The organism is Pseudomonas sp. FSL R10-2189 (genome assembly GCF_009600325.1).
GTDB lineage: Bacteria > Pseudomonadota > Gammaproteobacteria > Pseudomonadales > Pseudomonadaceae > Aquipseudomonas > Aquipseudomonas helleri.
The window spans coordinates 38,904-60,009 of sequence record NZ_WIVZ01000031.1 but is presented as its reverse complement, the minus strand read 5'-3'; the positions used below and the strand labels follow the sequence as shown (position 1 = coordinate 60,009).

Annotated in this window: 18 protein-coding genes and 1 tRNA gene; 7 read left to right on the top strand and 12 right to left on the bottom strand. The window is 59.4% G+C overall.

Features of this window, described 5'->3' with window-relative positions; all coding sequences use genetic code 11:
- Window positions 1–4 precede the first annotated feature (4 nt).
- The 6 genes from GHO32_RS19995 to GHO32_RS19975 all read right to left on the bottom strand — a co-directional run bounded on the left by GHO32_RS19995 (window position 5) and on the right by GHO32_RS19975 (window position 5,716).
- Window positions 5–1,060, bottom strand: a complete 1,056-nt coding sequence (locus tag GHO32_RS19995; RefSeq protein WP_048388512.1) for an NADP(H)-dependent aldo-keto reductase — start codon at window positions 1,058–1,060, stop codon at window positions 5–7.
- Window positions 1,061–1,348: 288 nt separating this feature from the next.
- On the bottom strand, window positions 1,349–1,480 hold the full coding sequence (locus GHO32_RS26920; protein ID WP_256665495.1) for a hypothetical protein: 132 nt from the start codon (window positions 1,478–1,480) through the stop codon (window positions 1,349–1,351).
- 77 nt (window positions 1,481–1,557) lie between these two features.
- Complete coding sequence (locus GHO32_RS19990) at window positions 1,558–2,328, bottom strand: MetQ/NlpA family ABC transporter substrate-binding protein (protein ID WP_153332688.1); 771 nt, start codon at window positions 2,326–2,328, stop codon at window positions 1,558–1,560.
- Between the two features lie 34 nt (window positions 2,329–2,362).
- Window positions 2,363–3,028, bottom strand: coding sequence for a methionine ABC transporter permease (locus tag GHO32_RS19985; protein ID WP_153335649.1), 666 nt, complete (start codon window positions 3,026–3,028; stop codon window positions 2,363–2,365).
- 2 nt (window positions 3,029–3,030) lie between these two features.
- Window positions 3,031–4,254, bottom strand: coding sequence for an SfnB family sulfur acquisition oxidoreductase (locus tag GHO32_RS19980; protein WP_048388518.1), 1,224 nt, complete (start codon window positions 4,252–4,254; stop codon window positions 3,031–3,033).
- 256 nt (window positions 4,255–4,510) lie between these two features.
- The gene (locus GHO32_RS19975) at window positions 4,511–5,716 is read right to left on the bottom strand and encodes an MFS transporter (RefSeq protein WP_153335648.1); all 1,206 of its coding nucleotides are present in this window, start codon (window positions 5,714–5,716) and stop codon (window positions 4,511–4,513) included.
- A 121-nt stretch (window positions 5,717–5,837) separates the two neighbouring features.
- Between GHO32_RS19975 and GHO32_RS19970 the strand changes: the two genes are divergently transcribed.
- A complete protein-coding gene (locus GHO32_RS19970) occupies window positions 5,838–6,455 on the top strand; it encodes a TetR/AcrR family transcriptional regulator (protein WP_153335647.1) in 618 nt (205 codons plus the stop codon).
- 10 nt (window positions 6,456–6,465) lie between these two features.
- Here the strand turns inward: GHO32_RS19970 and GHO32_RS19965 are convergent, their stop codons facing one another.
- Entirely contained in the window at window positions 6,466–7,395 is a 930-nt protein-coding gene (locus GHO32_RS19965; RefSeq protein WP_153335646.1) for a LysR family transcriptional regulator, read from the bottom strand.
- 125 nt (window positions 7,396–7,520) lie between these two features.
- Between GHO32_RS19965 and araD1 the strand changes: the two genes are divergently transcribed.
- The 4 genes from araD1 to GHO32_RS19945 all read left to right on the top strand — a co-directional run bounded on the left by araD1 (window position 7,521) and on the right by GHO32_RS19945 (window position 13,152).
- Complete coding sequence (gene araD1 / locus GHO32_RS19960; protein ID WP_153335645.1) at window positions 7,521–8,519, top strand: AraD1 family protein; 999 nt, start codon at window positions 7,521–7,523, stop codon at window positions 8,517–8,519.
- A gap of 69 nt (window positions 8,520–8,588) precedes the next feature.
- Window positions 8,589–9,908, top strand: a complete 1,320-nt coding sequence (locus tag GHO32_RS19955; protein ID WP_048368912.1) for an MFS transporter — start codon at window positions 8,589–8,591, stop codon at window positions 9,906–9,908.
- A 23-nt stretch (window positions 9,909–9,931) separates the two neighbouring features.
- Window positions 9,932–11,488 (top strand): UxaA family hydrolase, encoded by a 1,557-nt coding sequence (locus GHO32_RS19950; protein ID WP_153335644.1) that lies wholly within the window; start codon window positions 9,932–9,934, stop codon window positions 11,486–11,488.
- A gap of 80 nt (window positions 11,489–11,568) precedes the next feature.
- Entirely contained in the window at window positions 11,569–13,152 is a 1,584-nt protein-coding gene (locus tag GHO32_RS19945; protein WP_153335643.1) for an aldehyde dehydrogenase (NADP(+)), read from the top strand.
- A 3-nt stretch (window positions 13,153–13,155) separates the two neighbouring features.
- Here the strand turns inward: GHO32_RS19945 and GHO32_RS19940 are convergent, their stop codons facing one another.
- From GHO32_RS19940 to GHO32_RS19930, 3 genes are all read right to left on the bottom strand, one after another.
- The gene (locus GHO32_RS19940) at window positions 13,156–13,605 is read right to left on the bottom strand and encodes a hypothetical protein (RefSeq protein ID WP_153335642.1); all 450 of its coding nucleotides are present in this window, start codon (window positions 13,603–13,605) and stop codon (window positions 13,156–13,158) included.
- A 566-nt stretch (window positions 13,606–14,171) separates the two neighbouring features.
- Window positions 14,172–15,452, bottom strand: a complete 1,281-nt coding sequence (locus tag GHO32_RS19935; protein WP_372239831.1) for an ATP-binding protein — start codon at window positions 15,450–15,452, stop codon at window positions 14,172–14,174.
- Window positions 15,449–16,135, bottom strand: coding sequence for a response regulator transcription factor (locus GHO32_RS19930; RefSeq protein ID WP_048368907.1), 687 nt, complete (start codon window positions 16,133–16,135; stop codon window positions 15,449–15,451). Before GHO32_RS19930 ends, GHO32_RS19935 begins: the two co-directional genes overlap by 4 nt.
- 230 nt (window positions 16,136–16,365) lie before the next feature.
- Here GHO32_RS19930 and bamA point away from each other — a divergent pair, with 230 nt between their 5' ends.
- Entirely contained in the window at window positions 16,366–18,732 is a 2,367-nt protein-coding gene (bamA, locus tag GHO32_RS19925; protein WP_153329826.1) for an outer membrane protein assembly factor BamA, read from the top strand.
- A gap of 21 nt (window positions 18,733–18,753) precedes the next feature.
- Here the strand turns inward: bamA and GHO32_RS19920 are convergent, their stop codons facing one another.
- Together GHO32_RS19920 and GHO32_RS19915 are read right to left on the bottom strand one after the other, a co-directional pair.
- On the bottom strand, window positions 18,754–20,100 hold the full coding sequence (locus GHO32_RS19920; RefSeq protein ID WP_153335640.1) for a glutamine synthetase family protein: 1,347 nt from the start codon (window positions 20,098–20,100) through the stop codon (window positions 18,754–18,756).
- A 16-nt stretch (window positions 20,101–20,116) separates the two neighbouring features.
- Window positions 20,117–20,674 (bottom strand): helix-turn-helix domain-containing protein, encoded by a 558-nt coding sequence (locus GHO32_RS19915; protein WP_048368902.1) that lies wholly within the window; start codon window positions 20,672–20,674, stop codon window positions 20,117–20,119.
- A 317-nt stretch (window positions 20,675–20,991) separates the two neighbouring features.
- Between GHO32_RS19915 and GHO32_RS19910 the strand changes: the two genes are divergently transcribed.
- Window positions 20,992–21,066 (top strand) — tRNA-Gln (locus tag GHO32_RS19910).
- The last annotated feature ends 40 nt before the right edge of the window (window positions 21,067–21,106 follow it).

The window sequence follows — 21,106 nt, the reverse complement described above, 5'->3', positions numbered from 1 at the left end:
ACTCCTATGGCGCAGGGTTGGGGACACGCTGATGGACGGCCTCGATGCGCGCCAGAATCTCCGGGCTAAGGCTCACGTTGATCGCGCTGAGGTTGTCGCGCAATTGCACGAGGCTGGTTTGCCCGGTCAGCGCGCTGGCCACAAAGGGTTTGTTGATGACATAAGCCAGCGCCAATTGCGCCGGGGTCAGGTCATGCTCGCGGGCGATGTCCACGTAGCCTGCGATGGCTTCTTGGGCCAGCGGGCTGTCGTAGCGATTGAACGTGCGGTACACCGAGGTCAGACGCGAACCTTCAGGGCGGGCGCCTCCCAGGTACTTGCCGGTCAAGGTGCCAAACGCCAGCGGCGAATACGCCAGCAGGCCAACGCCTTCGCGATGTGTGAACTCGGCCAGGCCGCCCTCGTACAGGCGGTTCAGCAAGCTGTAGGGGTTTTGGATGCTGACAATGTTCGGCAGGCCCAGGCGCTCGCTCTGCTTGAGGAACTCGGCCACGCCCCACGCCGTTTCGTTGGACACGCCGATGTGGCGGATCTTGCCCGCCTTGACCTGATCGGCCAGCACCGAGAGGGTTTCTTCGATGGCCACGCTTTGCGTGTCTTCGGCGTACGGGTATTCACGCAGGCCAAAAAAATTGGTCGGGCGGTCGGGCCAGTGCAATTGATAGAGATCGAGGTAGTCGGTTTGCAGGCGCTTGAGGCTACCGTCCAGGGCTTCGACGATGTTGCGCCGGTCATGCCGGGTCAGGCCATCGCGAATATGCAATTGGCCACCGGGCTCGCGGGCCGGGCCGGCAATTTTGCTGGCCAGCACGATGTCGGCGCGGCGCGCGCTGTTGGCGCCCAGCCAGTTGCCGATATAGCGTTCGGTGGTACGCCAGGTGTCGCCGCGGGTGGGCGTGGGGTACATCTCGGCGGTGTCGATCAGGTTGACGCCTTCAGCCAGCGCCAGTTCGATTTGCTGATGAGCGTCGCTTTCGGTGTTCTGGTGGCCCCAGGTCATGGTGCCCAGGCCCAGAACGCTGACGTTAATGCCGCTGTTACCCAGTTGACGGTAGTGCATGAGAGGTCCTTTTAGCTGGCAATCAATACAAACACCTTGAGTGTTTATGACTACCAGGAACCTATGCACCTAACATGCCACGACCCCAACCTCAGGCATAACAGCGGATGAGCCCTGCACGCTGGGCAATGTGTTGTTGAACCGTGTGCAATGTGCTCATGAAGTGTTGGGCAACCAACATGTTGATTTGTTAGCTTCGCGATCGTTTGATCTTGACCTGAGAGCCCCCTCACCCCAGCCCTCTCCCGTAGGAGAGGGAGCCGATTGGAGGATGCGGCAGCCCAGTATTTATGGCGACTCCACTGTGCCGCCCTGGCAGCCGCGCTGATTGGGATTGTCGGTGCAGCCTTGCTGATAACTCAAGTATTGGCAGCCCGCACATAGAACAACAAGGCTCAACAGCATCCATCGCAGTGTCATACGTTCTCCTGGGTCAGCGGGTTATTTATCTTCAATAGCCTAGCTGACATAAGAGAACACAGACGTTTAATACCGATTTAAAAGCCTGGCACGATCTGGCCTTTGTAACGGGTCAGGATAAATTGACGCACGGCATCAGAGTGCAAAGCTTTGGCCAACTTCTGAATACGCGGGTCATTGATGTTGTCCGGGCGCGCCACCAGATACTCGACGTACAAGTCTTTGCCCTTCTCGACAATCAACGCGCTGTTGGTGTCAATACCCGCTTCCAGCGCGTAGTTGGCAAACACAAAAGCCAGGTCCACCTGGCTCACGGAACGGGCCAGCATCGCGCCTTCCAGTTCACGGATTTTCAAGTGCTTGGGGTTGGTCACGATGTCGCGGGTGGTCGACTGCGGGTCGCCAGGGTTTTTAAGCGTGATCAGCTTGGCCTCTTCCAGCAGCACCAGAGCACGACCGGCGTTGACCGGGTCATTGGGGATGGCCACTGAAGCGCCATCCTTCAACTCGGCGATGTTTTTGATTTTGGTCGAGTACGCGCCAAACGGCTCGATATGCACGCCCACTACCGGGACCAGGTCCGTGTGGCGCTCCTTGTTGTACTCATCCAGAAACGGCCGGTACTGGTAGTAGTTGGCGTCGATGTTTTTAAGCGCGAGCTGTTGGTTGGGCTGGATAAAGTCGTTGAACACTTTGATCTGCAGATCAACCCCTTCCTTGGCCAGCTCAGGCTTAACAAACTCAAGAATTTCGGCATGGGGCACAGGCGTGGCACCGACCACCAACTTTTCATTGGCCTGAGCGCTAAAGGCGGCCATCACGGCCACCAGAGCAAGAAGCTTTTTCATTGCACAAACTCCGAACAATCAAAAATGAGCCGTCTCAGCGACGGCTGTAATGGGACACCAGACGGTCACCGGTCATTTGCAGCCCTTGTACCAACAGGACCAGCAAGGCCACGGTGACCACCATGACGTCAGTCTGAAAACGCTGATAACCAAAGCGGATTGCCAGGTCACCCAACCCCCCGCCACCGATCACTCCGGCCATCGCGGTGTAATCCACCAGTACGATTGCGGTCACCGTGACGGCTGCAATCAGCCCCGGCCGGGACTCAGGCAACAAGGTGTGCCAGATGATTTGCCAGGTCGTGGCGCCCATGGACTGGGTGGCCTCCACCAGGCCGCGATCAACTTCACGCAGCGCGGTTTCCACCAACCGCGCAAAGAACGGCGTACAGCCCACCACCAACGGCGGAATGGCACCCGCCACGCCAAGCGAGGTGCCGGTGATCAAGGTGGTCACCGGGATCAGCACAATCAGCAAGATGATGAAGGGCAGCGACCGCAGGATATTCACCACCATCGACAGCACGCGGTAGATGCAGGGTTTGGCGTGCAACTGCTGCTTGCCGGTGAGGTACAGCAACACCCCCAGCGGCAACCCCAACAACACGGTAAAACCCAGGGCCATGCCGAGCATGCTCAGGGTGTCGAGGCAGGCCTGGCCGATTTCCGGCCAGTTGATGTTGCTCAGCAGCGCGTCCATCGTTATGACCAGTCATGACGCGGCGGATTGACCCCGTTCAACAGCCAGTTGCCGACCACGTGGTACTTCCAGCGCACCGGATCATGCAGGGTGTGCACGCGGGCGTTGCGCCAGTGGCGATCATGGTTGTGACGCGCCAGCGAGGAACGCGTGCCGCCCAATTCGAACAGACGGTTACTGGCTTCCAGGGCGATTTCAGTGGTCAGCACCTTGGCTTTGGCCACTGCTACCGAAGCGCGCGCCACGCCGTCTTCACCGGGGTTTTCGCGCTCGCGGTCGAGCACCCGTCCCGCCCGCTCCAGCAAGGCCTCGGAGGCGTCCAGCTGGATGCTCAACTTGCCGATCTGGATGATGGTCAGCGGGTCTTCACTGGCTTTATCCAGCCCCGAGTCGATCCATGGGCGAGCGTGATCACGCACAAAACTCAGGGTGTCGCGCAAGGCGGCGCGGGCAATACCGGCATCAATGGCGGCGGTGGTGATTTGTGCAATCGGTCCGGCCAGGGTCGGGTTTTCATAAGACTGGTACGTCTTGAACACGTTAAAGGCCGGCACCCGCAGGTTTTCTGCGAGCACCGTGCCGCTGGCGGTGTTGCGCTGGCCAATGCTCGACCAGTCATCCACCACGGTCAGGCCCGGCGTGCGCCGTGGCACAAACGCCAAGTGCGCTTTATCGTCGGCATTCAGCGCCAGCACCCCCAGCCAATGGGCGTACAACGAGCCGGTGCAGTAGCCTTTGCGGCCATTGATCACCACCTCATCGCCTTCGCTGACAAAGCGCGTCTGGATGTCTTGCACGGTCTTGCCGCCGGTTTCGGAAATGGCATTGGCAAAACGATTACCCTTGAGCGCCAGCCCCAAGAACCAGGCCTTCTGTTCTTCTGTGCCTTGCAGACGAATGTCTTCGAGCAGGCAGTAATGGTTCTGCGGGATCTGCCCGAGGGAAGCATCGGCCGCCGAAATAATGGCAATCACCTCGGCCAGCGTGGCGAACGACACCTCAGCACCGCCGTACTCCTTGGGCACGGTAATACCCCACAGGCCGCTGTTGGAGAATACGTCCACCACCTCAGCAGGTACTTCGCGCTGGCGGTCGCGCTCGGCATCACCTTCGAGTAAAAAAGCGGCGACTTTATGGGCAACTTCAATGGCTTCTGCGTCCGTGCGGATGACATGGGCATCGGGAACAGACAGTGGGTAATGGGCGTCGGCTGGGGTGTTCGACATGGGGTTCTCACTCTTGACTCGTGTTTAATCGCCAACAGATGCGATCGTTATTCACAACAGAGCAGAATCCATGCCAGATAATTTTTTGTTTAAATTCAGTAAGTTATTGTTTATTCGAAGCATCAATAGTTGGCCTGGCAACAGTCTGTAGAACAACTGTTGCCAGGCCAACACTGCCTGCGCAAACCCAGGATCACAGCCTTCGTGCCTCGGCAGTTCCTACAGGGTTGGCGCTACGCAGGCGAGCTTGTGAACATCAATGACCGACGACAGCAGCCCCGGCCTGGCGCCGCCCCTTGGGAAAACCGTGCTGACGAGCGTTGAACACGATCAACAACCCTGCCAGCAACAACACCAGCAACGCCCAGGGCAACGCACTCACACCGACTTGATCGAGCAACACGCCACCCGTGAGCGCTCCTGCAGCGATGGCGCTGTTCCAGACCACCACGTTCATCGACAACGCCACATCGGCACCCTCACCTGCCGCGTCTGCCAGCGCCGTCTGCAGCAAGGTTGCCGCGCCGCCAAAGGACAGGCCCCAGATGAAAATACCGGCGTACACCACCGGCGCAGACTGGAAGAACAAGCCAAACAACAGGGCAATCGCGGTAAACGCCGCAAGACTGACCAGCACCACCCTGCGTAAATGGCTGTCGACCAGCCGACTGGTCAGCCAGATGCTCAACAGCGCCGCCAGGCCAAATACCAGCAACACAAGATCCACCTGATCGGCCAGCCCCGCTGGCGTCACAAACGGGGCGATGTAGGTGTAGAGCATGTTGTGCGCGAGCATCCAGGTCATCACCACCGCAAGCACGGAGCGCACCCCGGGGGTCAGCAGTACCTGACGCAAGCCGATGCGCCGGGCGCTAACCTGCCCCGGATAATCCGGCACTTTGGCCAGCACCCAGACAATCAGCACCACGGTCAGTATCGACATCAGGCCGAAGGCGCTGCGCCAGCCCATCAGCGCCCCCAGCCAAGTGCCCAGTGGCACACCCAGTGACAGCGCGATGGGCGTACCGACCATCGCCACCGCCATGGCACGGCCCTGCAAGTGCGGCGCAACCATACGTCGTGCGTACCCCGCCAACAGGCTCCAGGCCAGACCGGCCGAGGCGCCCGCGCAAAAGCGCGCCACCAGGGTCACGCCATAGTGTGACGACCACGCGGTGATCGAGTTGAACAGCAGAAAACCCACAATGGTCAGCAGCAAAACATTGCGCCGCCGCCAGCCCTGGGTGGCGATGGTCAAAGGAATCGCCGCCAGCAATGAACCCAGCGCGTAGACCGTGACCATCTGCCCGGCCATTGCCGAGGAGATCTCAAGGCCGCTGCTGATTTGGGTCAGCAAACCCGCCGGCAACGTCTCGGTGACAATGCAGATAAACCCGGTCATGGCCAGCGCCAGCAGCGCGCCCATGGGTAATCGCTCAGTAGTGTCGCGCTCTTCAACCATCGCCTGTCCCAACCTGCCTTAGTTATGTATCGATAGGTACAGATGTTGGCGATGCAAAAGCGATTGGTCAACAACTTTTGTATCGACTAGTATTTATGTCTTGTGAAAAAGGAGGCTGACAATGGCCCAGATGGGACGCCCACGTACGTTTGACCGTGACGCGGCAATCACTCAAGCCATGCACCTGTTTTGGCAGCATGGTTATGACTCCACCTCGCTGAGCCAGCTCAAGGCGAACATCGGCCCAGGCATTTCGGCACCGAGTTTTTATGCCGCTTTTGGCTCCAAGGAGGCCTTGTTCAAAGAAGTCATGGAACGTTATCTGAACTCCCATGGCCGCGTGACCGAGAGCCTGCAAGACCCCGGCATTGCCCCGCGTGAAGCCATCGAACTGGCGTTGCGCCGCTCAGCCCGCATGCAATGTGAACCGGGGCACCCACGTGGCTGCCTGGTAACGCTGGGGCTGATGAGTGCCTGTTCGGCTGAAACCCTGGAGATATGCGCGCCACTGGCCCAGGCACGCGCACGCAACCGGGCCGGGTTTATTGCCTGCATCGAGCGCGGCGTCGCCTCGGGCGAACTGTCGGCGCAGACCAACGTTGTTGCGTTGGCCACTGTGTTTGAAAGCTTTTTGCTGGGGCTGACGACGCTTGCCCGGGACGGCCTGGAGCACGCAGTACTGGACGCCGCTGTCACCCAGGTGATGAGCGCATGGGACGTGATGCGCGTGGCCGCGTAACGGCTTGCGCTCACGTCTGTTTTTGCCGGGTCAGCTCATCAATCAGCAGTTGCGTCGGGGCGGTTAATGCCACGCCTTTGCGGGTGACGATTTCGTACGGCTCGCTGCGTGATTTCAACTCCAGCGCCAAGCGCATCAGCATGCCGTGGGTCACGGCCATTTGCGCAACGTCCACCGGCATTACGGCGACCAGTTGCGGGTCCTGCAAGAGCAATGACAGCGTGGTGAAGGTCGATGAGGTTTCAATCGGATACGCCGGAAAGTTAAGCCCCGCTTCCCTGAACTCCCGCTCAAGGGTCAGGCGCATGGGCATGTTGACCGGGAACACCACCCACGACGAATCTGCCAGTTCGCTCAACGCCAGCGACGTACGGCGCGCAAACCGGTGCGCGGTGTTAGCGACCACGATCAGCGGCTCCTGCTCGCGCAGGCGGCTGTCATAAACCGCCGGATGTTTGCTGACGCTGGTGCGGCATATGGCCAGATCCAGGCGCCCTTCGTCGAGTAATCCCAACAGGCGAGCGCTGGTGTCTTCAACGATTTCTACCGATAGCTGCGGCTGTTTGGCGCGCAATTGCGCCAGGCATTCCACCAGCACCGGCACTGCCCCCATGATCACCCCCACCGACAGACGCCCGCCATGGCCTTGCAAAATGCCGAGCATTTCTTCGCGCAGGTGTGCCACATCGGTGTGTATCAAACGCGCGTAACGGATCACGCAACGCCCCAGATCATTGGGCGTCAGGCCTTTGGGCGTGCGCTCGAACAAGGTTGCGCCCAGCGTCGATTCAATTTCGTGCAGCGCTTTGGTCGCGCCGGGCTGGGTAATTGCCACAGACTCGGCGGCCTTGTGCAGCGAGCCAAATTCGTCCAGCGCAATCAACAACCGCAGTTGTTTGAGGCGCAGGCGGGAAATGATGGTGGTCAGGGATGGCAGCATGGGGATGACTATTGGTTATCGCTCAATCAGCATCTGTCATTAGGCAGCATCCCTGACAAAAATTAAAGTGAGCGCCAGAAGGGGTTAACAACCCGCCATAAAAATAATCTGCGAGAGTTCACTGTATGCGCTTGATCCAGTTTGAAACAGCTCAAGGCCAGCGCCACGTCGGGGTGATCGAGGGCGATGAGATCCATGTGGTGCTGGGCACCGAAACCACCCGCGAACTGGCCCTGGAGGCCATCCGTAAAGGCCACGGCCTGGTCGCTGAAGTGCTGGCCCGTGGCACCGAGGCAAGTCCTGTCAGTTATAGCCAGACACTGGAGCAAGGCCGCGTACTCCCGCCGCTGGACCATGCAGATCCGGCCCACTGCCTGATCAGCGGCACCGGCCTGACCCACTTGGGCAGCGCCTCGACACGCGACAAGATGCACCAGCAAAACGCAGCCGATCACAGCGCCATGACCGACACCGCACGTATTTTTCAGTGGGGCATTGAAGGTGGCCGCCCGGCATCCGGCACGGTGGGCGTGCAACCGGAGTGGTTCTACAAGGGCGACGGCTCGATCGTGGTTCGCCCCGGCAGTGCGTTCAATAAACCGACCTTTGCTGAAGATGCCGGCGAAGAACCCGAGCTGACCGGCCTGTATGTAGTAGGCGACGATGGCAAGCCCTACCGCGTAGGCTTTGCGTTGGGCAATGAATTTTCTGACCACGTCATGGAGCGCCGTAACTACCTGTACCTCGCCCACTCTAAATTGCGCAATTGCAGTTACGGCCCCGAGCTGCGTGTCGGCGAGCTGCCGCGTCACCTGACCGGCATGAGCCGCATCCTGCGCGGGAACGAGGTAGTCTGGGAAAAAGAGTTTCTCAGCGGTGAAGACAACATGTGCCACAGCCTGGAAAACCTTGAATACCACCACTTCAAGTACCCGCAGTTCCTGCGCCCTGGCGATGTACACGTGCATTTCTTTGGTACCGCCACTCTGTCGGTGGCCGACAACATTCACACCCAGGAAGGTGACCGCTTCGAAATCAGCATGCCGGAGTTCGGTGCACCGCTGATCAACGGCATACAGGCAGGCGCCGCTGAACTGCCAGCCGGGCACGTCGTAACGTTGTAGCAAGGCTTTGTGGGCTTGCCTGCAAGCCCACTCCCCGCTTGATAAAAAACATAAAAAAGCGAGACGAACATGAACAGCAAAATTGCACCGGCCGCCCCCAGCCAGGCCGCCGGGCTTGCAGACGCCTCACGACCTACCACGGTGCGCTGGCGCATATTTTTGATCCTGCTGCTGTTGTCGGCGATCAACTACATCGACCGCGCGTCACTGTCGGTGGCCTTGCCCCTGATTTCCAGCGAATTTGAAATGACCCCGGCCCTGGAAGGCCTGATGCTCAGCGCGTTCTTTTGGTCCTATGCGCTGATGCAAATCCCTGGCGGCATGCTCCTGGACCGTTTTCAGGTGCGCAATATCGTCGGTGTGGCGACCGTGGGCTGGGGCTTCTTCCAGGCCATCGCTGGGGGCGCCCACAGCTGGATGACTTTGCTCGCCACCCGTATCGGTCTGGGCGTTGCCGAATCACCGATCATGCCCGCCGGGGCCAAATTGAACGGTGCCTGGCTGACGCCCAATGAGCGGGGCCGCGGGGCAACCCTGGTGGATGGCGGCGCACCCTTGGGCACAGCCTTTGGCGCCATCATCATCGCGGGTCTGATTACCTGGTTCGACTCGTGGCGCATTGCGTTCGTGATCGCCGGTGTCGGCACCATGATCGTCGGTGTCTGGGCCTGGTGGTACATCCGTAATAACCCGGCCGAACACCCTAAAGTCAACGCGGCTGAACTGGCCTATATCACCAACGCCAATGCCGAGGCGGCGAAAACCAACGGCGAACGCAAAGCCATCCTCAAAGACTTGCTGAAAAGCCGCTCGGTATTGGCCATGTTCGCCGGGTACGCCTGCTACAACAGCGTGTTCTACGGCTTGCTGACCTGGATGCCGAGCTACCTGCACAAGGCGCACAACCTCGATATCAAGGCCATGGGCGGTGCAACCTTCCTGATCTTTATGTGCGGGTTTATCGGCGAGATCTTCGGCGGTTGGCTGGCGGACAAATGGAAAGACGCAGGCGGCGCACCGAACAAGGTGATGCGCACCATGTTCGGCGGTTCGGCGGCGATTGCTGCGCTGTGCATCCTGCTGGTGGCCTACACCCCGGACGCTTTCACCGTGATTTCGCTGCTCTGCGTGGCCCTGTTTTTCATTCGCTGGTGCGGTATGTACTGGTGCTTGCCAGCCATTTTGGGCGGTAAATCCAAGGCGGGCGTACTGGGCGGCAGCATGAATTTCTGCGGCAACATGGTCGGCGTCATCGTACCGATCCTGATCGGCCTGATCGTGCAGTTCACCGGTTCGTACTTCCTCGCGCTGATCTTCTTCGTGGTGATGGCTTTCGGTCTGATGCTGTTCTCATCCCTCATCGACTACCGCGAGCGCGGTCTGGCCTGAGCCTTTCACTGAGGTAACTGTTGATGCAACTCATAACTAAAACAGGCAGTGAAAATGCTGCCAACGCCGTGATTCGACTCAACCCGCTGGACGATGTGCTGATTGCCCGCCAGCCCATTCCCAAAGGCCTGATCCTTGAGTCCGAAGGGCTGACAGCGCTGGACGCCATCCCTTCGGGCCACAAGATCGCGACCCGTGATCTGCAGGCCGGCCAGGCGCTACGCCGTTATGGACAGATCATTGGCTTCGCCAGCCAGCCGATCAAGGCCGGTGAACACGTGCATGTGCACAACCTGGCCATGGGGGATTTTTCGCGCGACTACGCCTTTGGTGTGGATGCGCGGGGGATTCATACGCCCAACCAGGACACCTTTATGGGCATCGTGCGCCCGGATGGCCGCGTCGCTACCCGTAACTACGTGGGCATCCTGACGTCGGTGAACTGCTCGGCGACGGTGGCCAAGGCCATCGCCGATCACTTTCGCCGCGACATCAACCCGCAGGCCCTGATCGACTACCCCAACGTGGATGGCGTGGTCGCCCTGACCCACAGTTTTGGGTGCGCAGTCGACCCCGGCGGCGAAGCCCTGGCCATGCTGCGCCGGACCTTGGGCGGCTATGCGATTCACCCCAACTTTGCCTCGGTGCTGATGATCGGCCTGGGTTGTGAAACCAACCAGATCGCGGATTTGCTGGAGGCCCAAGGCCTGGAAAAAGGTGAATTCCTGCGCGCCTTTACCATTCAAGGCACAGGCGGCACGTCGAAAACCATTGCCAGCGGTATCGAGCAGGTTAAATCCCTGCTGGCCGAGGCCAACCGCGTCGAGCGTGAGCCAGTCAGCGCCAAACACTTGATCATCGGCTTGCAATGCGGCGGTTCCGATGGCTACTCCGGCATCACCGCCAACCCGGCACTGGGCAATGCGGTAGATCGTCTGGTCGCAGCGGGTGGGACTGCAATCCTCTCCGAAACCCCGGAAATCTATGGCGCCGAGCACCTGCTCACACGCCGTGCGGTCAGCCGTGAAGTCGGTGAAAAGCTGATCAAGCGGATTCACTGGTGGGAAGACTACTGCAAGCGCATGAACGCCGAGCTGAACAACAACCCGTCGGCGGGCAACAAGGCCGGAGGCTTGACCACCATCCTCGAAAAATCCCTGGGCGCCGTGGCCAAAGCCGGTTCCAGTGACCTGGTCGATGTCTACGAATACGCCGAGACGGTGCGCGCCCACGGCCTGGTGTTTATGGACACGCCGGGCTACGACCCGATTTCGGCCACCGGCCAGGTGGCGGGCGGCGCCAACCTGATTGCGTTCACCACAGGGCGCGGTTCGGCCTATGGCTGCGCGCCCTCGCCGTCGATCAAGCTGGCCACTAACACCCGCCTGTGGGAGACCCAGGAAGAAGACATGGACGTGAACTGCGGCGGCATTGCCGACGCCAGCATGACCATCGAAGAACGCGGCGAGTACATCTACCGCCTGATGTTGCGCATCGCCTCCGGTGAGCGCAGTAAAAGCGAGCAGCACGGTTACGGCCAAAACGAATTTGTGCCATGGCAGATCGGTGCAATTACCTAAGCCCGTGATGACACACCACACCTGTGGGAACCGGGCTTGCCCGCTCCCACGGGTTTTATTGTTTTTTCAAGGAGATGGACATGACCCAGATTACCGGCCAGAACTTTATTGGCGGCCAGCGCAGCGGCGCTGGCGCTGTTCATTTGCAAAGCCTGGATGCAACAACCGGTGAAGCCTTGCCGTATCAGTTTGTGCAGGCCACCGACGCCGAAGTAGACTCCGCCGCCAACGCGGCCAGCGCCGCCTTCGCGGCATTCCGCAGTTTGCCCGCCAGCCGCCGTGCGGAATTTTTAGAAGCCATTGCCGAAGAAATCGACGCGCTGGGCGACGAGTTTGTGGCCATTGTTTGCCGTGAAACCGCCCTGCCCGCCGGGCGTATTCAGGGTGAGCGCGGCCGCACCAGCGGGCAGATGCGTTTGTTTGCCCAAGTCCTGCGCCGTGGCGATTTTTATGGCGCGCGGATCGATCAGGCCCTGCCCGACCGCCAACCGCTGCCCCGCGCTGACCTGCGCCAATACCGCATCGGCGTCGGCCCGGTCGCTGTCTTCGGCGCCAGTAACTTTCCGCTGGCGTTCTCCACCGCAGGCGGCGACACCGCAGCCGCACTGGCCGCCGGTTGCCCGGTGGTGTTCAAGGCCCACAGCGGCCACATGGCAACCGCCGAATGGGTGGCACAGGCGATTATTCGGGCTGCTGAGCGTACCGGTATGCCTGCGGGCGTGTTCAACATGATCTACGGCGCCGGGGTTGGCGCAACGCTGGTCAAGCATCCGGCGATTCAAGCAGTCGGCTTTACCGGCTCGCTGTCGGGTGGTCGCGCCCTGTGTGACATGGCGGCGGCACGCCCGCAACCGATCCCGGTATTTGCCGAGATGTCGAGCATCAACCCGGTGGTGTTGCTGCCAGAAGCCTTGCAACAGCGCGGCGAACAGATCGCCAAAGATCTGGGTGGCTCGGTGATGCTCGGCGCCGGTCAGTTCTGCACCAGCCCTGGCCTGGTGCTGGGGATTGCCTCACCAGCGTTCAGCGCCTTTGTCGATGCGCTGGGCTCGTTTTTCAGCGCCCAACCAGCGCACACACTGCTCAATGCCGGTGGCCTGAAAAGCTATGTCAAAGGCCTTAGCCATTTGGCCTCGGTCGAAGGCATTCGCCATCTCGCAGGTTCGCAACAACAGGGCAATCAGGCGCACCCGCAGTTGTTCCAGGCCGATGCCAGCCTGCTGATCGGCGGTGCCGAGGTGCTGCAAGAAGAAGTCTTTGGCCCGACCACCATCGTCATCGAAGTGGCCGACAAAGCGCAGTTGCTGCAAGCGCTGCACAGCCTGCACGGTCAACTCACGGCCACGCTGATCAGTGAACCCGCTGACTTGCAAGCCTTTGCTGAAGTAGTGCCGGTGCTTGAGCACAAGGCTGGCCGCTTGCTGATCAACGGCTACCCGACCGGGGTTGAGGTGTGTGATGCCATGGTCCATGGCGGGCCTTATCCGGCGACATCGGATGCCCGTGGCACATCGGTCGGCAGCCTGGCCATCGACCGTTTCCTGCGCCCGGTGTGTTTCCAGAACTACCCGGACAGCCTGCTGCCCGATGCGCTCAAGAACGCCAACCCGCTGGGGATCCAGCGCCTGCTCAACGGTCAGCCAAGCCGTGAGGCGCTGAACTGACGCTTACTGGTCAGCCGCGTAAATAACCGTTTGCGCGCTGTCCGGGGCCACGGACTTGAGGGTGAAGTAGGTGTCACCCTCATCCGTGAGAATCTCGTACTGCACTTTGCCGGGTACGCGATTTGCCACGCTGACGTGCTTGATGATTTTCAGCACGCGCTGGAATTTCACATTCTGGGTGCCGTTCTGCGCGGGACCGGTGAGCACGTTGACGGTCTGGAACCAGTCTTGATTCTTCTTGTGCGACACCAGCGTATCGGTCAATGCCTCAAAGCGTTCAAGGCGGGTAAACCCCCACAAGGTTTGCTCTGCCGACGCCTTGCCCTGAGCGTTTGAGCCGGTAAACACAAACAGATTAATGGCCGGATTGTCTTCACAAAAAAAATCGTAGGGCACCAGCCCATCGACCATTTTCTTGCCCGCGACAAAGCCTTTTTTATGCACCAAAAACATGTTCACCTCCACTCAATGGCATCACCACAACCTCAGACAGTGCTGAGCGGGAAGTCTACGGGGGCAAGGCGTACAGAGCCGTCAAGGCTATGTAATATCGTGTAAAGATCATAAAACGTGTGAGCTGCCGCCCCGTCTTCGACGCCGCGCTGTCGCGCAGCAAACAGGCCGCCGAGTATCTTCAGCATCCCCCAATCGGTTCCCTCTCCTTCGGGAGAGGGCTAGGGTGAGGGGGCTCTTGACTTGAGTACATATCCGTTGCTGCGGCAACGGCCACTTAGGGTTCCGGCCTTACGCCGCGTCACTTTGCAAAAGCGGCAAAGTAACCAAAACGCTTTTGCCCCTACCCCTCGGTGCCTCGCTTTGGCTCGGCATGCCCTCACCACAGGCCTTGCTCCGTAGGCCCGCCGCGATCGGCCATCCATGGCCGTGTCGCGGCTAACCCGGCGTCCTGCCGGGTTACCCACTGCGCAAAACCTGCGTTCGGCCAGCGTGGTTTAATGGGGCCTTTTAGATCAAGATCAAAACCAAGATCTAGATCAAAAGATCGCGAGGCGAGCTCGCTCCTACACGGGGTCTTTGGGCAGGCTGATTTCTACGGTGAGGCCGCCCGAGGGTTGGTTGTAGGCGACGATGGTGCCGCCGTGCATTTGCACCGAACGTGAAGCAATTGCCAAGCCCAATCCAAAACCGCCACCGGGCTCGCTGGCGCCGCGTTCGAAGGGCTGGAAAATGCTCTTCAGGCGCTGTTCTTCAACCCCCGGCCCATGGTCGGTAATTTGCACCTGCAAGCTGTTGCCCGCCAGACTGGTCTGGGTGGTTACCCGCACACGCGTGCCGGGGCGGGTATGGCGAACGGCGTTGCGGATCACGTTTTCAAAACAGCGATACAGCAGTTCACCGCTCACCCGACTGACAAAAGGTGGCCCCGCCTGCAAGGTGACTTCGCAGTCTTTGACCCCTGCCTCAAACTGCGCATCCTCAACGATCAATCTGAGCAATTCGATGATGTCGACCAGCTCCCGCTCGATGCTGTCGGGCCGCCCCTGAACACGGGCCAGAGTCAGCAGCGTTTCAATCAGGGTGTCCATGCGTACCGACTCGCGCTCGATGCGCTCGACCATTTCTTTGCGTCCGGGGTCTTGATGCAACAGCCCGATCGCCACTTGCATGCGCGTCAGCGGTGAGCGCAATTCGTGGGAGATGTCATGCAGCAAGCTCTGTTGCGCCTCGACCAGCAGCCTCAGTTGGTTGGCCATGCGGTCACAGTCTTCAGCCAGGTCGACGATTTCATCACGGCGCCCGCCCATCATCGGTTTGACCCGCGTACCAAAACGGCCCTGGGCCACGTCACTCATGGCGCGGCGCAAAAAGGTCAACGGCCAGGTCAGGTAAAAGGCCATGTAACCGCTGAATAACGCGCTCATCACCGTGCCGATAATCAACGGCATCAGCCCCGGCCCCTCGCCGAACTCCGGCCCGGGCTCGCCGTGTTCACCCGGCGCGCGGGTCGAGCGGATAAACAGTTCGATGCCTTCCTTGCTCAGCACCGCGCGCTCGAACACCGGGTGCAATACAGGTGACCCGGCCAACAATTGCCCGCTGCTGTCATACACGCCAATGGCCTGGTCATCGGGGTGGCGCCAGACCGTGAGCAGTTGCATGCCCGATTCGACACCAAAGGTTTCAAGCAGGTGAATTTCGCTGGTCAGGATGGTGTCGAGGTGCGGGTCTCCCGGTTTTGATTTACTCAGGATCACAAAACCCATGCCAACAAAAAACGTCAGCGTGGTGGCCAGCCAGAACGCCAGAAACAGCTTCCAGAACAGTCGACTCGCTTTCATTATTCAGCGATCAACAGGTAGCCCAGGCCGCGCACGCTCTGGATCCAGGCTTTGGCATCTGGCCGCGGACCGAGTTTTTGTCGAATGCTGCTGATATGCACGTCGATACGCCGGTCGTAGCGGGTTAACGGGCAGCCCAGGGCATTGAGTGACAAGTCTTGCTTGCTCACCACTTGCCCGGCGCAACGGGCCAGTTCTTCGAGCAGGCTGAATTCAGTGCTGGTCAGGCCCAACTCATTGCCTTGCCACAGCGCCTGGCGTTTGCCGGGCCAAAGCACCAGTTGCCCGGTCTTGATCGCTTCGGTGGCGGTCTGATCAGGGGCGGGGTTGACCCGACGCATGATCGCCCGCAAACGCGCCACCAGTTCACCCGGCGAGCTGGGTTTGGGCACGTAGTCATCCGCGCCCAGCTCAAGGCCGGTGATGCGGTCAATGTTGTCGCCACGGGCGGTCAGCAACACCACCGGTACCTGGCTGCGTGCACGAATGCGCCGCAGCACTTCAATCCCCGACAGCCGGGGCAGCATGACGTCCAGTACAACAATGCTGTAGCGACCGGACAACGCCTGGACTTCGCCCTCTTCGCCGCTGTGCACGGCGGTTGCAGCAAAACCTTCGCGCTCCAGATATTCACTGAGCAGTGCAGTCAGTTCCTGGTCATCGTCGACGAGCAATACACGGATCATGGCGAACTCTTGCAAAGGGGGGCCAGGCATTATCGTAGCTGAACCGTGCAGCGTCATCGCGTAACGCCAACCTTTACCTAACTTGACACTGGGTTAACCGCACCAAACGCCCCGAGCTTTTATGCTGGCGCTCCACCCGCTTGCGTGGCTCGCGGAGCATGGCGTCTGCTCGAGTCATCCGCACGCCCGCCAGCGCTGCTTGTCGATGTGTTCTGGAAATAAAGATCTTGATGAATTTTCCGCGCCTGCTCTGCTCGGTTGCACTGCTGCTCAATGCCACCCTTGCACATGCCCAGGGTTTCAAAATTTCTGATATTCGAATCAACGGCTTGCAGCGGGTTTCCGCCGGTAGCGTGTTCGGCGCCCTGCCCTTGAATGTCGGCGAAGAAGCGGATGATCAGCGCTTGGTCGAATCCACCCGCGCACTGTTTAAAACCGGGTTTTTCCAGGACATTCAGTTGGGCCGCGATGGCGACGTTCTGGTCATCACCGTGGTTGAACGCCCGTCTATCTCCAGCATTGATATAGAAGGCAACAAGGCCATCTCCACCGATGACCTGATGAAGGGCCTCAAGCAATCGGGGCTGGCCGAAGGCGAGATTTTCCAGAAGGCCACCCTTGAAGGCGTACGCAACGAACTACTGCGCCAATACGTGGCCCAAGGCCGTTACTCGGCCTCGGTAGACACCGAAGTCGTCTCCCAACCGCGTAACCGCGTGCAGTTGAAGATCAAAATTGACGAAGGCCAGGTGGCGGCGATCAAGCACATCAACGTGGTCGGCAATAGCGTGTTTGATCAGGCAGAACTCGACGACCAGTTCACCCTCAAGACCACCAACTGGCTGTCGTTCTTCAAGAACGATGACAAATACGCCCGCGAAAAGCTCACCGGTGACCTTGAGCGCCTGCGCTCTTATTACCTGGACCGCGGCTACATCAACATGGAAATCATCTCGACGCAGGTCTCGATTTCGCCTGACAAAAAGCAGGTGTTCATCACCGTCAATATCAATGAAGGTGAAAAGTACACCGTGCGCGACGTGTCTTTGCGCGGCGACCTGAAAATCCCCGAGGACCAGATCAAAGCCTTGTTGCTGGTGCAGAAAGGTCAGGTGTTCTCGCGCAAACTGATGACCACCACCTCGGACTTGATCACCCGGCGCCTTGGCAACGAAGGCTATACCTTTGCCAACGTCAACGCTGTGCCAACGCCGAATAAAGACGACCACACGGTTGATATCGTGTTTGTGGTCGACCCGGCCAAACGCGCGTACGCCGACCGTATCAACTTCCGTGGCAACACCAAGACCGAAGACCAGGTGCTGCGCCGTGAAATGCGCCAGATGGAAGGTGGCTGGGCCTCGACCTACCTGATTGACCAATCCAAGGTGCGCCTTGAGCGTCTGGGCTACTTCAAGGAGGTCAACGTTGAAACACCGGCTGTGGCGGGTGTCGACGACCAGGTGGACGTGAACTACACCGTTGAAGAACAGGCCTCGGGCTCGATCACTGCCAGCGTAGGCTTTGCCCAGAACGCCGGTTTGATCCTCGGCGGCTCGATCACCCAAAACAACTTTTTGGGCACGGGTAACTCCGCCAGCCTTGGCCTGACCCGCTCCGAGTACCAAAGCAAATACAACATCGGCTTTACTAACCCCTACTTCACCCCGGACGGCGTGAGCCTTGGCTACAACGCGTTCTACAACAAAACCGACTACAACGATTATTACGACGATGGCGTGTCGTACTACTCGATCAACAGCTACGGTGCCGGGATCACCCTGGGTTACCCGATCAACGAAACTTCACGGGTCAGTTTTGGCCTGACCGCGCAGCACGACGAACTCAAGCCCGGCACCTACAGCGCCGATGAGATCTATGACTTCATCCAGCGCGACGGCAAGTCCTTCACCAACTTCAAGGCCAACCTGGGCTGGTCGGAATCGACCCTGAACAAAGGGATTCTGGCGACACGCGGTTACTCGCAAAACCTCAACCTGATGGTCACGGTGCCCGGCAGCGACCTGAGTTTCTACAAAATCGATTACAGCGGCCAGACCTTCCTGCCGCTGACACAGTCCACCTCGCTGCGTTTTCATACCAACCTGGGCTACGGCAATGGTTACGGCTCAACCGACGGCCTGCCGTTCTATGAAAACTACACCGCAGGCGGCGAAGGTTCAGTGCGCGGCTTTGAAAGCGGCACCCTCGGCCCACGCAACACCCCGGCCACCGGCAAGTACGCGAGCATGGGCCAGGAGTACTACACCGATCGCAAAACCGACGCGCTGGGCGGCAACATCATGATCACCGGCGGCGTCGAATACCTGTTCCCGATCCCCTTCATCAAGGACAACAAATCACTGCGAACTTCGTTGTTCTGGGACGTCGGTAGCGTGTATTCGGACAAGTGCTACTTGAGCACCACCACCGGCTGCGACGGCGTAGACCTGAGCCAGATGGCCAGCTCGCTGGGCGTGGGCGTGACGTGGTACAGCCCGATGGGCCCGCTGAGCGTCAACCTGGCCTTCCCGGTGCGCAAACCGACCGATGCCGAGACGCAAATCTTCCAGTTCTCGCTGGGGCAAACGTTCTAACCCGCCCAGCGAGAACGTTATTTACATAAACCAGCGGTACTCACGTGCGCTGATGTCTTGCATAAACGCCAGATGGTCCTGGCGTTTGTTTTCGCAATAAACGTCGACGAACTCGGCCCCCAAACCTGCGCGCAACTGCGGTTGGGGCTGCATGACGCGCACGGCTTCGAGCATGTCCAGCGGGAAGTCGACGCCGCTGTTGCGGTCTTCGTTGAGCGGCGCAATCGGCTCTTTGGCCGATTCAAGCCCGTGCTCAAGCCCCACCAGAATCGCCGCCAGCACCAGATACGGGTTGGCATCGGCGCCCGCCAGACGGTATTCCACCCGCAGGTTTTTGCTGTCTGACTCGGGAATCCGCAAACACGCATCGCGGTCCTCAAAGCCCCAACTGGCGCGGGTGGCGATGTTGGTGGTGCCGCCCAGACGGCGGAATGCGTTGTGGTTGGGAGCAAAAATCGGCATGCACGCGGGCAAGAGTTCCAGACAGCCCGCAATGGCGTGGCGCAACGGTTGCTGTTGATTGGCCGCCAGCAGGTTGTTGCCCGCCGCGTCATACAGGCTGACGTGGACGTGCATGCCGCTGCCCGGCTGATGCAAGTAGGGCTTGGACATAAAGCTGGCCCGGTAACCGTGTTTCATCGCAACACCCCGGGTGCTACGGCAGAACAATGCTGACCAGTCGGCGGCACGCAAACCATCGTCAAGGTGGCCAAAGTTGATTTCAAACTGGCCCGGGCCCAGTTCGGCAGTGATGACCGTGGCATCGATACCCTGGATTTGCGCCGCCTCAACCATCTCATTGAGCACCGGGGCAAAACGCGACAGGCGCTCGATGTGCATGTTGGGCTGGTCATCGGTGTCGTCGGTGAACGGGTCACGGGCAAATTGCGGCAGGCCATCGCGCAGGTGCTTATCAAAGAGGTAAAACTCCAGCTCAAACGCCACCACCGGATGAATGCCTTTGCTGGCCAAGCGATTAAGCACTTGCGCGAGGACTTCACGCGGCTCGAATTCGATGGGTTTTGCCGTGCCGTCGGAGGTAATCAGCATCTGCCCCAGCGGCTGGCCTTCCCAGGTTACCGGCTTGAGTGTGCCGGGCACCAGACGGCGCACGGCATCGGGGTCACCATCGTTAAAGCAATAATCACCGATCTTGAACAACCCGCCCTGCGCCCCCAGCAGCACGCAGTTTTGCGGCAACTTGAGCGCGCTGTCCCCCGCGACTTTTTCCAGCATGTCGATCGGATAACGTTTGCCGTAGAAATGCCCCGGTATGTCCAGCGAAATCAGGTCGACATACCGCACATCCGGGTAGCGCTGGCGAAAGGTCCGCACTTCGGCCAGCAGGTCAGAGCACGCAGCATCCATCGTATTCATCCTTAACTCAGGTGTAGACCCACAGCACGCGTGTGAGCTGTTCGGTCAGGTTGGCGTAACGGCACAAGGTGTTGCTGTCGAACTGAAAGCTGTCGCCGGCGCGCAAGGTCACCGGGTCTTCGTCGTCGCCCAGCCATAAGGTCAACTCGCCCTCCAGCACATAGCCGCCCTGCTCGGAGCTGTCGAGCATATGCCGCTCGCCGCTGGTGGCACCCGCCTCCAGCAGACTTTCGAGCATGGAAAACGATGCGCGGATTTTCGGCGAAACCAGAATGTCGGTGATGCCGTTAGCCAGGTACAGGGTGCGGCGCTCGTCCGGCCGGGTGACCCAGGACAAGGCTTTGGGCTTGGGCATGTTGTAGAAATAGGTGGTCGGCACGTCCAGCGTTTCGCTGATGGCGGTGAGATCTGCCACCGTCGGCCGCGACAGACCGCGTTCGACCTGAGACATAAAACCCACCGACCGGCCAATTTTGTCGGCCAGTTCCGTGAGGGTGACTTTTTTGTGCTTGCGCAGATCGTGAATGAGGATCGCCAGCGCAGCGATTTCTTCTTGTTTATTCACGCCCTGATTCCGCACAGCCTTGAAGGCACATTTTTACCGCCATGAAATTTATTTAGCTTAATTTCATGAAAAATTACTCGGTAAATTTCACAAGCGCAAGGCTATTTTTTGACCAGAGAAGAGCGCGCCAGGGCAAAAAACCTCTCGGCATACCCTTGAAAAACACTAAGCGGCTGTTTTTACGTGATTTTTTTCATTCAGGGGGTTCACAGGTCGAGAAAATGTCGATATATTCTCGCCCACTCTTACAGCAGATCTTAAAGACCTCGCAGTAAGCAGCGTCACACAGAGTGCAAGGCACTCTTCGCAACAGATACAGGGGCGTCGCCAAGCGGTAAGGCAGCAGGTTTTGATCCTGCCATGCGTTGGTTCAAATCCAGCCGCCCCTGCCATTTTCCAGTGTTATTCAGCCGCCAGGCACCCAACGAATAA